The sequence below is a fragment of the Micromonospora sp. NPDC051925 genome, from assembly GCF_044548625.1.
Taxonomy (GTDB): Bacteria; Actinomycetota; Actinomycetes; order Mycobacteriales; family Micromonosporaceae; genus Micromonospora.
The window spans coordinates 170,365-182,396 of sequence record NZ_JBIUCH010000006.1 but is presented as its reverse complement, the minus strand read 5'-3'; the positions used below and the strand labels follow the sequence as shown (position 1 = coordinate 182,396).

The 12,032-nt window shown below is 72.8% G+C and carries 14 protein-coding genes; 9 read left to right on the top strand and 5 right to left on the bottom strand.

Annotated elements, in window-relative coordinates:
* Positions 1–197: 197 nt before the first annotated feature.
* Complete coding sequence (locus ACIG87_RS10315) at positions 198–1,415, bottom strand: arginine deiminase (protein ID WP_396849963.1); 1,218 nt, start codon at positions 1,413–1,415, stop codon at positions 198–200.
* Positions 1,416–1,579: 164 nt separating this feature from the next.
* On the opposite strand from ACIG87_RS10315, the gene ACIG87_RS10310 reads away from it, so the two are divergent.
* The 4 genes from ACIG87_RS10310 (at position 1,580) to pheA (ending at position 4,503) form a co-directional block, all read left to right on the top strand.
* On the top strand, positions 1,580–2,317 hold the full coding sequence (locus tag ACIG87_RS10310) for a hypothetical protein (protein WP_396849961.1): 738 nt from the start codon (positions 1,580–1,582) through the stop codon (positions 2,315–2,317).
* Between the two features lie 175 nt (positions 2,318–2,492).
* Complete coding sequence (locus ACIG87_RS10305; RefSeq protein WP_396849960.1) at positions 2,493–2,951, top strand: hypothetical protein; 459 nt, start codon at positions 2,493–2,495, stop codon at positions 2,949–2,951.
* An 84-nt stretch (positions 2,952–3,035) separates the two neighbouring features.
* Positions 3,036–3,536, top strand: coding sequence for a hypothetical protein (locus tag ACIG87_RS10300; protein WP_396850141.1), 501 nt, complete (start codon positions 3,036–3,038; stop codon positions 3,534–3,536).
* Between the two features lie 10 nt (positions 3,537–3,546).
* A complete protein-coding gene (gene pheA, locus ACIG87_RS10295) occupies positions 3,547–4,503 on the top strand; it encodes a prephenate dehydratase (RefSeq protein WP_396849959.1) in 957 nt (318 codons plus the stop codon).
* A gap of 57 nt (positions 4,504–4,560) precedes the next feature.
* Here the strand turns inward: pheA and ACIG87_RS10290 are convergent, their stop codons facing one another.
* The 3 genes from ACIG87_RS10290 to ACIG87_RS10280 form a co-directional block, all read right to left on the bottom strand.
* Positions 4,561–5,283 (bottom strand): AIM24 family protein, encoded by a 723-nt coding sequence (locus ACIG87_RS10290; RefSeq protein ID WP_396849957.1) that lies wholly within the window; start codon positions 5,281–5,283, stop codon positions 4,561–4,563.
* 80 nt (positions 5,284–5,363) lie between these two features.
* A complete protein-coding gene (locus tag ACIG87_RS10285; protein ID WP_396850140.1) occupies positions 5,364–5,708 on the bottom strand; it encodes a metallopeptidase family protein in 345 nt (114 codons plus the stop codon).
* A gap of 145 nt (positions 5,709–5,853) precedes the next feature.
* Complete coding sequence (locus tag ACIG87_RS10280) at positions 5,854–6,285, bottom strand: OsmC family protein (protein WP_396849955.1); 432 nt, start codon at positions 6,283–6,285, stop codon at positions 5,854–5,856.
* A gap of 159 nt (positions 6,286–6,444) precedes the next feature.
* Between ACIG87_RS10280 and ACIG87_RS10275 the strand changes: the two genes are divergently transcribed.
* From ACIG87_RS10275 to ACIG87_RS10265, 3 genes are all read left to right on the top strand, one after another.
* Positions 6,445–7,158, top strand: coding sequence for a hypothetical protein (locus ACIG87_RS10275; RefSeq protein WP_396849954.1), 714 nt, complete (start codon positions 6,445–6,447; stop codon positions 7,156–7,158).
* A gap of 196 nt (positions 7,159–7,354) precedes the next feature.
* The gene (locus ACIG87_RS10270; protein WP_396849953.1) at positions 7,355–8,176 is read left to right on the top strand and encodes an HAD-IIB family hydrolase; all 822 of its coding nucleotides are present in this window, start codon (positions 7,355–7,357) and stop codon (positions 8,174–8,176) included.
* Positions 8,176–8,988, top strand: coding sequence for an HAD family hydrolase (locus ACIG87_RS10265; RefSeq protein ID WP_396849952.1), 813 nt, complete (start codon positions 8,176–8,178; stop codon positions 8,986–8,988). Before ACIG87_RS10270 ends, ACIG87_RS10265 begins: the two co-directional genes overlap by 1 nt.
* A 104-nt stretch (positions 8,989–9,092) precedes the next feature.
* Here the strand turns inward: ACIG87_RS10265 and ACIG87_RS10260 are convergent, their stop codons facing one another.
* A complete protein-coding gene (locus tag ACIG87_RS10260; RefSeq protein ID WP_396849950.1) occupies positions 9,093–9,683 on the bottom strand; it encodes a bacterial proteasome activator family protein in 591 nt (196 codons plus the stop codon).
* Positions 9,684–9,925: 242 nt separating this feature from the next.
* Here ACIG87_RS10260 and ACIG87_RS10255 point away from each other — a divergent pair, with 242 nt between their 5' ends.
* Together ACIG87_RS10255 and ACIG87_RS10250 are read left to right on the top strand one after the other, a co-directional pair.
* On the top strand, positions 9,926–10,771 hold the full coding sequence (locus ACIG87_RS10255; RefSeq protein WP_396849949.1) for an alpha/beta hydrolase family protein: 846 nt from the start codon (positions 9,926–9,928) through the stop codon (positions 10,769–10,771).
* Between the two features lie 30 nt (positions 10,772–10,801).
* Positions 10,802–12,016, top strand: coding sequence for an ABC transporter substrate-binding protein (locus ACIG87_RS10250; protein ID WP_396849947.1), 1,215 nt, complete (start codon positions 10,802–10,804; stop codon positions 12,014–12,016).
* The last annotated feature ends 16 nt before the right edge of the window (positions 12,017–12,032 follow it).

Here is a 12,032-nt window from a genome sequence, read left to right as displayed (position 1 = left end):
GCTCCGCCGGTTCGGGCAGGGGGTCCAGCGCCGCCGGCTGGCGGCAGGCGCGGTCAGCTCCGCCGGTTCGGGCAGGGGGTCCAGCGCCGCCGGCTGGCGGCAGGCGCGGTCAGCTCCGCCGGTTCGGGCAGGGCGGGTCGATACGGTCCAGCGCCGTCGGCAGGCGGCGGGCGGGCCGATGCGGTCAGCGCTGCCGCTCAGGCGGCGGGTGGGCCCAGTGGCTCGCGGACCAGCGGGCAGGACATGCAGCGGGGGCCGCCCCGGCCGGAGCCCAGTTCCGAACCGGCGATCGGGATGACCTCGATGCCGGCGCGCTCCAGTTGGGCGTTGGTCTCCACGTTGCGTTCGTAGCCGACGCAGAGCCTGGGGGCCAGGGCGAGGGTGTTGTTGCCGTCGTCCCACTGTTCGCGTTCGGCGGTCACCGGGTCCAGGCCGGTGTCGATCACCCGGAGTTGGTCGAGGTCCATCGCATCGGCCGCCGCGCGCAGGAACGGTGCGGGGCCGTCCACCCGGGGCTCGCCGTCCGGACCGGCGATCACCGTGTACGCGGACAGCGTGCTGGCCACGTTGGGGTACATCAGCACCGCGTCGACGTCGACCATGGTGCAGACGGTGTCGAGGTGCATGGTGGCCCGCTCCTGGGCGATGGGCACCACCAGCATGGTGTGCGCCAGGCCGGCGGCGAAGACCTGCCGGGCCAGCCGTTCGGCGCCGGCCGGGGTGGTCCGCTCGCCCACCCCGACGGCGAGCACACCGGGGGCGAGCAGCAGCACGTCGCCGCCCTCGAGGTGTTCCAGGCCGGGGTGGTAGACGGCCCGGGTGCCGACGAAGCGCGGGTGGTAGCGGTAGATCGCGTCGGTCAGGGTGGTCTCCCGGCGGCGGGCCGGCATGGCGAGGCTGGTGACCCCGACCCGGTCACCGATCCACAGTGACGAGTCCCGGGTGAAGAGCAGGTTGGGCAGCGGATCGATGACGAAGTCGTGCCGGTCCATCATGGTCCAGACCAGACCACCGGGGCGCTCGGCGCTGATCCGTACCTCCTCGTGGGCGAGGCCGGCGGTGAGCACGTCGGCCAGCGCGGCGGGGTCGAGGTAGGCGAGGTGGTCGGCGACCCGGCGGCGCAGGGTGTCGCCCAGCCGGGGCGAACCGAGCACCTGCTCGGTGAGTTCGGCGCGGGCCTCGGCGACGGCGAGGGTCTCGGCGAGCAGGGTGGCGAGGTAGAGCACCTCCACGCCCCGCTCGCGCAGCTCGGCGGCGAAGGCGTCGTGCTCCTCCTGGGCCCGACCGACCCATGGGATAGCGTCGAAGAGCAACGAGTCGTTGTTGCGGGGGGTGAGACGGGCCAGTTCCGGACCCGGCCGGTGCAACAGCACCGTGCCGAGTCGACCGACCTCGCTGTCCACGTAGTGGGTCACCCCCGCAGCGTAGGGCAGTGCTGAACGATCTTCAGCGGAAGAACTGTGGATGAATATGGCATTCATCCGCACTCATTCCGGCGCTCCAACTTGCCGTACCCCCGGAGTGTCGACGTAGGGTAGTGAGACCATAACTTTCGAGGGACCTTTTGCCGGAGGTCGCGATGACTGTCTTTCCCGCTCGTCGAGCCGTACCCACCCGGGCACTGCCGCCCGTGGCGGTGCCGCACCCCCGTTCCGACGGGTCCGCGGCACTCGATTCGGCCCGTCCGACCCCACTGGAGTGGGCACGTCGGCGCCGGGCCGAGCGGGGTGCCCGCCGGCTGGAGGCCGCAGGTGCGCGGGCACTCGGTCAGCTCGACCACCTGGGCCCCGCCTGGCACGTGATCGAGTGGCCCCGCACCGACGTCTCCGACGTCCTGCGCGACCACGGCCAGGACGAGCGCGCCGGGTTCCTCGCCATCGGCCCCAGCGGGCTCTTCGCGGTCAGCATCGCCGACCACGGCCGCGCCCGGGTGCTGGTCGCCGGTGACGTCGTCCAGATCAACGGCAAGCGCCCGCCCTACGTGGCCGAGGCCCGGCGGGACGCCAAGCGGGCGAGCAAGGCGCTCACCGAGGCGGTCGGGTTGCCGATCCCGGTGACGCCGGTGCTGACCTTCGTCGGCTCCGGCGTCATCAGCGTCTACGGCCTGCCGAAGGACTGCATGATGGCGACCCACCGGGAGCTGGACCGGCTCCTCGTCGCCGGGGGCAACCGGATCAGCCCGGCCACCGCCGAAAAGCTGTCCCGGGTGGCCCAGCAGCCGCAGACCTGGCACAACGGCACGTACCGTCCGGCTGGCGACTACCGGTGGTACGACGAGGGCCGAACGGCCGCTGACAAGCCGGCGGGTCGCCGGTAACGTCACCGGCGACGCCCCGCGGTACCGGTCCCCGCGACAATCCGGTCCGCGCCGTCGCCGGCCGCCCACCAGGGCAACCGATCCACACACCGGCGGTCGGTGGCTCCGGCGCGGTCGGCGACCGTCACGAAGACCGGCTAGCGTGGACAGACCGTCGGTGTACCTAGGAGGCGCGGTGGCCCACGTCGAACTCTCGCTTCCGGACGTGTTCGGGTCGGCGGCACGGACGCCGACAGAGCCGGGGTGCGACAACGTCGGGCAGTGGTCGGCCACCGTCTCACGCGCCGAGGAGCCCTGCCTCCTGATCGACGCCGGCACCCGGGTGGTGGCCATCTCCGCCGCCGGCTGCGAACTGCTCTGCCTCGGCGCTCCCGAGAACGTGGTCGGCCTGCCGCTGCTCGAAGGGGGCCTGCGGCTGCTCGACTTCACCGCCGCCCGCCACGAGCTGCCCGAGCAGGAGACCGACAAGATCCCCCCGCTGCTCGCCCTGCACTCCGGTCGACTCGCCCGCGGGCTGCTGAGGGTGCAACCCGCCGGTGACGACAGCACCTACGCGACCGTCGACGCCATCTCCACGCCGATGCTCACCGACGGTTCGGTTGCCGGTTCACTCACCTTCTTCTCCGCGATCTGACCGACAGCCGCAGCGTGACCCGTGCCGCCTGAACCCGCCCGCCACGCACCGTACCGCCGATGCGCCACCGCCCGGCAGGTCACGATCGGGTTCGCCGTGGCCGTGCTCGCCGCGTTGCCGCTCGCCGGGTGCGCTGCCCCACCCGAGCGCCGCGTCACCGCGCCCATCGCGCCGCCGACGCCCACCGTGGCAGTGCCGCCGACCATGCCGACCACCCTGCCGGTGATCCCCACCCTGCCGCCGACCTCCGTGCTGCCCACCCCCACCGCCGCCGTGGTCACCGTGCCCTGTGCCGGCCGCCCCTCGGCCGACCGGGTGATCGGGCTGCTCCGCGGCGACGTGCTGCCCCGGAACGTGTCGGTGCGGGCCGTCGAGGGGCCGCTCTGCGCCGACGATTGGCAGTACACCGTGCTGGCAGTCAGCGGGCACGAGGAACTTCAGGCGGTGAGCCGGGGAGAACCAGGCGCGTTGCGGCTGGTCACCGCCGGTACGGACGTCTGCTCGATCGAGGTGAAGGCCATCGCGCCGCCCGCCATCCGGACGTTGGCCTGCGACGCCGGGACCGGGCTGCCACCGGGTGCGTAGGCTGGGCGACATGCCCGGAACACCGCCGACCCGATACGTCTACCTGGGCCCCGAGGGCACCTTCGCCGAACAGGCGTTGCGTACCATCCCGGCCGCTGAACACGGCAGTCGTACGCCCGCCCGCAGTGTCGGCGAGGCGCTGGAGAGCGTACGGGCCGCCGAGGCGGACGCGGCGCTGGTACCGATGGAGAACTCGATCGGCGGCGCGGTCGGGGTGACCCTGGACGAGCTGGCCGAGGGGGAGCCGCTGGTGATCACCCGGGAGGTGATCCTGCCGGTGGAGTTCGTGCTCGGCGCCCGGCCCGGCACCGATCTCGACCGGGTGCGGAGTGTGGCCGCCCACCCGCAGGCGTCCACCCAGTGCCGTAACTGGCTGCGCGCCCACCTCCCCGACGCCACGGTGATCGATGTGCTCTCCAACGGCGCGGCGGCGGCCGGCGCGGCGAACGGTGAGTACGACGCGGCGATCTGCGCCCCGATCGGGGCCGCCCGGCACCGGTTGACGCTGCTCGCCGACAAGATCGCCGATCACCCGGACGCGGTGACCCGCTTCGCGCTGCTGTCCCGCCCCGGCCCGCCTCCGCCGCCCACCGGCGACGACGTCACCTCGCTGGTCGTCTACATCGCCCACGACCGGGTGGGCGCACTGCTGTCGGTGCTGATGGAGCTGGCCGTCCGGGGGGTCAACCTGACCCGGATCGAGTCCCGCCCCACCGGGGAGGCGCTCGGCCGGTACGTCTTCTTCCTCGACTGCACCGGCCACGTCGCGGACGTCCGGCTCGGCGAGGCGTTGCAGGGGCTGCGTCGGGTCTGCGCCGAGGTGCGCTTCCTCGGGTCGTACCCCCGGCACCGGTGGACCGACGCGGCGGGCGACCGGCCGGTCCCCGCGCCGGCCGGCCTGTCGGACACCGACTACACCGACGCGGCGGCCTGGCTGGCCCGGCTGCGCTCCGGTGAGCTGAGCTGACGCCCGACGCAGACGGTATGGGCGGCCCGGGAACCGGGACCGCCCCGCCCGCGAAGATCAGCTGAGCAGGCCGCCGAGCAGGCCGCCCTGTTGCTGCTGCTGGGTGCCGCTGCCCTGGACCGGCGGCTCCTCCGACGGCTGGACCACGACGAAGCCCTGGCCGGCGAAGCTCATGGTGAACGCCTCACCGGTGCTGCGGCCGAGCAGGGTGCCCAGGCCGAGCTGCTCGGCCCGGTGGTAGCCGGTCTGGAGGTTGGCCGACCAGCAGACGGCGGCCTGCGGGTCGACGTAGGTGGGGGCGTCGACGTTGAGCACGACCGGGGTGCCCTTGGTGGTGATGGCGATCCGGCCGTAACCGCTGAACACACAGTTGAACAGACCGGACGAGGCCATCCCCGCGCCGCCGACCATCTTGATGTCGTACGACAGGGTGGAGTCGAAGGCCAGCACGCTGGAACCGTTGATCGACAGGGCGTCGCCCGGCTCCAGGTCGATGATGTGCACGTCCTTGCTCAGCTCGGCGAGGAAGACGTCGCCACGGCCGCTGAGCTTCATCAGCGGCACTCCCTCACCGGTGAGCCGCTGCTTGATGAAATTGCCGATGCCGCCGGAGCCGAGCGCCTGGAACTGCACCTGCCCCTGGTAGGCGACCATCGACCCGACCCGGGCCATCGCCTCGCCGTTGAGTTCGATCTTCAACATCTTGGAGTTCTGCAGCCGCATGCCGGGCTGGGCGGACTCCTTCTCCAGGTTCTCCGCGGAGAACAGCGCGCTGCGCATTGGGTTTCCTCCTGATTCGGGGTGTGCTCCCCCAACGGTAGGCAGCCCCCGCAACCGGCCGCATCGGCCGAGCGGTGCGCTCAGCCCCAGCCCAGCGCGTGCAACCGCTCGTCGTCGATGCCGAAGTGATGGGCGATCTCGTGCACCACGGTCACCGCCACCTCGTCGACCACGTCGTCCTCGGTGGCGCAGATCCGCAGGATCGGTCGGCGGTAGATGAAGATGCGGTCGGGCAGCACGCCCGAGTAGCTCCAGCCCCGCTCGGTCAGCGCATGCCCCTCGTAGAGGCCGAGCAGGTTCTCGCCCGCGGGCGGGTCGTCCTCGACCAGGATGACCACGTTGCTCATCAGCCGGAGCAGTTCCTCGGGCACCTCGTCGAGGGCCTCGCCGACCAGCTCCTCGAAGCGTTCACGGCTCATCTCCACGGGCACCTCACCCATTGTGCCCGACCCGCCGCCCACCCGCCGTACTCCGCCGGCCGACCTCACCCCACCCGGCCCGACAGGGTCACGCAGGTCGACACGAACGCCGCCCGGCCTCCGAAGGGACCGGGCGGCGGGCCGGATCGGGTCAGGAGGCGAGGCGGGCGGTGAGGCTGATCTGCGCGCCGGGGGAGAGCAGCCGGGAGATCGGGCAGTTCTCCTTGGCGGCCTCGGCCAGCTTGGCGAACTGGGCCTCGTCCAGGCCCGGAGCCCGACCGACGGTCTCCAGGTCGATCCGGGTGACGGTCATCCCCGCGTCGGTCTTGTCGAAGTGCACCTTGGCGGTGGTCTCCACCGAGGTGTCGGACGCGCCGGCGTCGGCGAGTTGCTTGGAGAGCGCCATCGAGAAGCAGCCCGCGTGGGCGGCACCGATCAGCTCCTCCGGATTGGTGCCCTCGCCCTCCTCGAAGCGCGACTTGAAGGAGTAGTTCCCCTCCAGGCCACCCTTGCCGGTGCGGACGGTCCCGGCACCCTCGGTGAGGTTGCCCTGCCAACGTGCGGAAGCGGTACGGATAGGCATACCCCGAACGCTAGTCGAAACCCCCGCCCGCGGCGACCGACCCGGTCGAGACCGTCGATGTGAGCCATCGGTACGCCGCTTCCGGGCGTCGGCGCTCCCGGGCGGGGGCGGACCGCCGTGGGATGATGCGGGTCAGGCCCGCGACGCGGAAGGTGGCCGATGTCCCAGGATCTCCCCATCCCGCGACAGGACGACCGCTCGGACGACACCTCCCTGCTGGAGTGGGGTGCCGCCGAACGACCGACGGTCCGGCGGCTCGGGCATTGGCCCGCCGCGCTGCGCCGGGACCGGCGGCTGCCCCCGGTGCTGGCCCTGCTCGGCGCGGTCGCCGCCACGGCGTCGATGGCCGGGGAGTGGCTGGTGATGACCGTGCCGAACGGCGGTCCGGCGGGCAGCGGCACCCTGCGGGTGCCCGGTGGGGTGGCAGAGGTGGGCGGCTTCGGGGTCGCGTACCTGGTGGGATTGTTGCTGCTCAGCGCTGCGGTGGCGCTGACCCTGCGCGGGCGTCCGGCGGCCCGGCACGATGCCCGGGTGGCCGGGCTGTCCGTGGCGGGTGCCCTGCTGGTCCTGCTCACCGTCACCGCCTTCTCGTTGGACGACTCCGGGCAGCGGGCGCTCTTCTACTCCCCGGAGGACGGATTCCGGGTGGACTACGGCCGAGGGCTGGTGATGGCCTTCGTCGCCGTCGCGCTGGTCGGGGCGGCGCTGCTCACCGCCGTCGGGCAACCGGACGACCGGCTGGACGACGGCCCCCGCGACGAGGCCGGGCCGGACGGGGTCGACCCCGACGAGGACGACGACCGGCTGGCCGGACCGGCCGACCTGACCGTCGCCCCGACGGTCCCGTTCGCCCGCCGCGAACCCGACGCCTGAGCATCGCCACCAGCCACGACCGGCCCCCGCCGACCGCGGTGACCGGCCCGCCGGGCGGCGGTCCGTCGGCCATCGGGCGTTGGCACCCGATTCGCCGGGAAGCCATGGTTGCGACCTGTCCGGCGAGGTACGGTTGCTGCCCGCCGTCACACCGGGTCGGACGACCGGTACGGACGGCGGCGGGCAAGGAGGAACCATGACCCGCCCTGGGCTGCCCAAACTCATCGCCACCGACCTCGACGGCACGCTGGTGCGCAGCGACGACACCGTGTCGGCGTACACCCACGGGGTGCTCGACCGGGTGCGGGCCGCCGGCATCCCGGTGGTCGGCGCGACCGGCCGCGGCCCCCGGTTGAAGGAACTCACCCGCAACGACATCCGGGCCGCCGACTACCTGGTGATGGCCGGTGGCGGGTGTGTGGTGGACCAGAGCGACCCGACCGGGCCGGTGACGCTGCGGGACGAGCGCCTGTCCAGCGAGGTACTGGCCGGGCTGCTGGCCGACCTGGAGGCCGTCGTGGGCCCGCTCACCGTCATGGTCGAGGGGTCCGACGAGCACGACGCGCCGCTCTGGGGCGACTATCACCCGGCCTGGCCCTACCAGGACCGGTTCGAGGCGCGCAGCCGGGCCGAGTGCCTCTCCCACGACGTGATCAAGGCATTCGTCCGGACCGCCGACCACCACGTGGACGAACTGCTGGACACCGCCCGCCGGATCGTCGGGCCGCAGGTGGCCACCCTCACCCAGGCCGGCCTCGGCTTCGTCGAGATCTGCCCGGCGGGGGTGGACAAGGCCAGCGGCCTGAGCGTGGTCGCCGAGCGGCTCGGCGTCGACCCGGCGGACGTGCTGGTCTTCGGTGACATGCCCAACGACCTGCCGATGTTCGCGTGGGCCGGCTGGTCCCGGGTGGCCGTGTCGAACGCCCACCCGCTGGTGCGGGCCGCCGCCGACGAGGTGACCCTGCGCAACGACGACGACGGGGTGGCGGTCTACCTGGACCGACTACTCTCCCGGTGATGGGAGAGACACCACGGCTGGTCGCCAGCGACATCGACGGCACCCTGCTCGGCGACGACCGGCAGCTCAGCGCGCGCACCACGGCGGTGCTGGAGCGGATCGCCGCGGCGGGCACGCCCGTCGTGCTGGTCACCGGCCGCCCGATCCGCTGGCTCCAACTGGTGTACGACCAGCTCTCCGCGCCGCTGCCGGCGGTCTGCGCCAACGGCGCGGTGGTGTACGACCCGGACACCGACCAGGTGCTGCGGGCCGACCCGCTCGCCCCGGAACTGCTCGCCGAGGTGGCCCGACGGCTACGGGCGGCGGTGCCGGAGGTCAGCTTCGCGGTGGAGATCGTGGACAGCCGTGAGATGCGCCACGAGGCGCACTACCCGCTGCGCTGGGACGCCGACCACGAGGCCATCCGGGCCGTCGAGTCGCCGGAGGAGCTGGCCTCGGTGCCGGCGGTGAAGCTGCTGGCCCGTGCCGGCACGCAGGACCCGGACGCCTTCGTACAGGTGGTGGCGGGGGCCCTGGAGGGGCTGGCCGAGGCGACGCACTCGTCGTACAGCGGGCTGGTGGAGATCTCCGCTGCCGGGGTGACCAAGGCTGCCGGGCTGGCCTGGTACGCGGCCCGGATCGGCGTGCAGCAGCGCGACGTGCTCGCCTTCGGTGACATGCCCAACGACGTACCGATGCTGACCTGGGCGGGGCGGGCGGTGGCGGTGGCCAACGCGCACCCCGCCGTCCTGGAGATCGCCGACGAGGTGACCGGGGCGAACACCGCCGACGGCGTGGCGGCGTACCTGGAGAAGGTCTTCGGGGTGGGCTGACCGGGCCGGGACGCCGCGCCGGACGCGATGCCCCGGCACCGGCTCATCAGAGTCGCGACGCCCCGGACATGGGATTCAGAGGTCGCGACGCCCCGGCCCAGCGATCAGAGGTACTGGCCGGTGTTGTGGCCCTCGCCGCCGGGCTGCTGACCCATGCCGGGCATGCCGGGGACCAGCCCGCCGGGGCCGCTGGGCAGGGCGGGACGGCCACCGGAACGCATCTGCTCCAACTGCACCCGGGCGGCCATCTGCTGGGCCACCAGGGCGGCCTGGATGCCGTGGAAGAGCCCCTCCAGCCAGCCGACCAGCTGGGCGTGGGCGATCCGCAGCTCGCTCTCGCTGGGCGCCTGGTCCTCGGCGAACGGCAGCGAGAGCCGTTCCAACTCCTCGCGCAGCTCGGGGGCGAGACCGTCCTTCAGCTCGACGATCGACCGCTCGTGGGTCTCCCGCATCCGGTGCCGGCTGGCGTCGTCGAGCGGAGCGGCCTTGACCTCCTCCAGCAGCTGCTTGATCATGCTGCCGATCCGCATCACCTTGGCCGGCTGCTCGACCAGGCGGGTCGGGTCCTCGCCGGCCTCGTCGGTCTGCACGGTGCCGACCGGGCGACCGTCCGGGCCGACCACCACCACGGTGCCCGAGTGTCCGTCCTCGCGGCCCGGCTCGTCATCTTGTCCAGTGGAGTGCGCTTCGGTCATGGCACCATCTTTGCCCACCCGCTCCCGCCGCACGCGCCCGGACCACCGGCAGCCCGGCCCGTCACCGCCGGCCGGGCCGCCGCCAGGCCGTGCCGTGGCGGGCCGCCGGGCCGGGGGCGGGTGGGCAGGGCCGTGGCGGGCCGCCGCCGGGCCGTGGCGGGTGGGCCGGGGCGGGCCGTCGGTCACGAGTCGCCGCTGATCGGGGACGCTGCCGGGCCGTCGGTCGCGCTACCGTCGCCGGCATGCCCGCCGACCCGCGTGCCGTGCTCACCCGGCCCGCCCCGCCACCGGACCTGACCGTCTCCTACGGCGACCATCCGGAGCAGCTCGTCGACCTGCGTCGACCGGCCGGCGACGGTCCGGTCCGCCCGCTGGTGGCGGTGCTGCACGGCGGCTTCTGGCGGGCCGGGTACGACCGCACCCACACCGGCCCGCTCGCCGCCGCGCTGGCCGACCTGGGTTGGCCGGTGGCCCAACTGGAGTACCGGCGCACCGGTCAGCCCGGCGGTGGTTGGCCGAACACCCTCACCGACGTCCGGACCGGGGTGGCGGCCCTGCCCGGGTTGGCGGCGCACGCCCTGCCGGGGCAGGTCGCCGCAGGGCCGCCGGTGCTGCTGGGGCACTCGGCGGGTGGGCAGCTCGCGCTGCACGTCGCGGCGTACGCCCCGCAGACCGTGGCCGGGGTGCTGGCGCTGGCCCCGGTCGCCGACCTCGCCGAGGCGTACCGGCTGGATCTGGACTCCGGCGCGGTGGCCGCCCTGCTCGGCGGCGGCCCGACCGACCACCCGGAGCGGTACGCGGTGGCCGATCCGCGATGCTCGGTGCCACCGCGGACACGGACGGTGATTCTGCACGGTACGGAGGACCGGCAGGTCCCGGTCGCTCTGAGCAGGTCATATGCTGCCACCGCACGGGCCGCCAGCGCCCCGGTCACCCTCGTTGAGCTGCCGGAATGCGAGCACTTCGGGTTGATCGACCCGCTCTCGGCTGCCTGGCCGCAGGTAAGGGCTGCGTTGCAGTCACTCCTTGAAGATCAAGATCCATTGACGCAGCGTCGGCCACCAGGTAGAACGCCGGAGGGGCGGTGACGCCCGGCCATGCTCCCGGAAGGATTTTCGGTGTCGCAGATGAACCGCAGGCGGGCCCTCCAACTGCTGGCCGCGCTCGGTACGACCGGACTGGCCGCCGCCTGCGGCACGGACGACACCGAGACGCCGGCCGCGGGGAGCCCGATCAAGATCGGACTGATCAGGCCGGAGAGCGGCGACGGCAAGGCGATCGGCGAGGACATCGAGAACGGCTTCCAGCTCTTCCTGGCGATGAACGGGCAGCAGCTCGGCGGGCACCCGACGACCGTGGTGACCGTCGACGAGGGCGACAACGCCAAGAGCGGTCAGGCCGCCGTCGACAAGCTGCTCGCCCAGAACGTGCTCGCCATGAGCGGCGTGGTCAACTCGACAGTGATGTCCGGCATCCGGGACGCGGTGGAGAAGGCCCGGGTGCCGCTGATCGGGTCCAACGCCTCCCCGCCCAGCCTCCAGAGCGTCGTCTACATCTGGCGGACGTCGTACGTGCTGGACGAGCCGGGCCGGGCGCTCGGGTCGTACCTGCGGCGGACGCTGCCCAACGACAGTCGACTCGCCATCGTCGCGCCCGAGGGCACCGCCAGCCTGGACGTGATCCAGGGCTTCCGCGACGGCTTCGGCGCCGACGACCCACGGATCATCGGCGATCCGATCCTCACCACCGCCAACCCCACTCCGGGCGAGGACGAGTTCGGCCCGCAGATCAGCCAGGCGCTCAACCGCCAGCCGGACGGGATCTTCTGCTTCTACTCCGGCACCGCGGGTGAGCAGTTCATCCGGCAGCTACGCCGCAGCCGCTGGTTCGGTGACATCTACGCGCCCGGCTTCCTGACCGAGGGCAACATCCTCACCGACCTGCGCTCGATCCTGGTCAACGCGGACGAAAGCCTCAAGGCCGGCACGATCCAGACCTCGTTGAACTACTCGGCCGACCTGAACAACAACGCCAACCGGATCTTCGCCTCGGCGTACCGCAAGACCTACAACGTCTCCCCCACCACCTACGCGATGGCCTCGTACGACGCCGCGCAGGTGCTCGACAAGGCGCTCCGGCTGGCCGGCGCGGAGCCCAACCCGCAGCAGGTCAACCTGGCGCTGGGCAAGATCGGCCAGATCGACAGTCCGCGCGGTCCGTGGCAGTTCAACCAGCCGCGTACCCCGCAGCAGAAGTGGTACCTGCGCAAGGTGCAGTTCGACGGCCGGCTGCTCTCCAACGTCCTGATCAACGAGATCGCCACGCTCGGCTGAGCCCGGGTCGGGCCTC

What these genes read in the sequence shown, in the direction of transcription:
- ACIG87_RS10280 (WP_396849955.1), bottom strand. Translation starts at nt 6,285, where the DNA reads ATGCCTATCCGTACCGCTTCCGCACGTTGGCAGGGCAACCTCACCGAG.
- pheA (WP_396849959.1), top strand. Translation starts at nt 3,547, where the DNA reads ATGCCCGGAACACCGCCGACCCGATACGTCTACCTGGGCCCCGAGGGC.
- ACIG87_RS10255 (WP_396849949.1), top strand. Translation starts at nt 9,926, where the DNA reads ATGCCCGCCGACCCGCGTGCCGTGCTCACCCGGCCCGCCCCGCCACCG.
- ACIG87_RS10260 (WP_396849950.1), bottom strand. Translation starts at nt 9,683, where the DNA reads ATGACCGAAGCGCACTCCACTGGACAAGATGACGAGCCGGGCCGCGAG.
- ACIG87_RS10290 (WP_396849957.1), bottom strand. Translation starts at nt 5,283, where the DNA reads ATGCGCAGCGCGCTGTTCTCCGCGGAGAACCTGGAGAAGGAGTCCGCC.
- ACIG87_RS10270 (WP_396849953.1), top strand. Translation starts at nt 7,355, where the DNA reads ATGACCCGCCCTGGGCTGCCCAAACTCATCGCCACCGACCTCGACGGC.
- ACIG87_RS10275 (WP_396849954.1), top strand. Translation starts at nt 6,445, where the DNA reads ATGTCCCAGGATCTCCCCATCCCGCGACAGGACGACCGCTCGGACGAC.
- ACIG87_RS10265 (WP_396849952.1), top strand. Translation starts at nt 8,176, where the DNA reads ATGGGAGAGACACCACGGCTGGTCGCCAGCGACATCGACGGCACCCTG.
- ACIG87_RS10310 (WP_396849961.1), top strand. Translation starts at nt 1,580, where the DNA reads ATGACTGTCTTTCCCGCTCGTCGAGCCGTACCCACCCGGGCACTGCCG.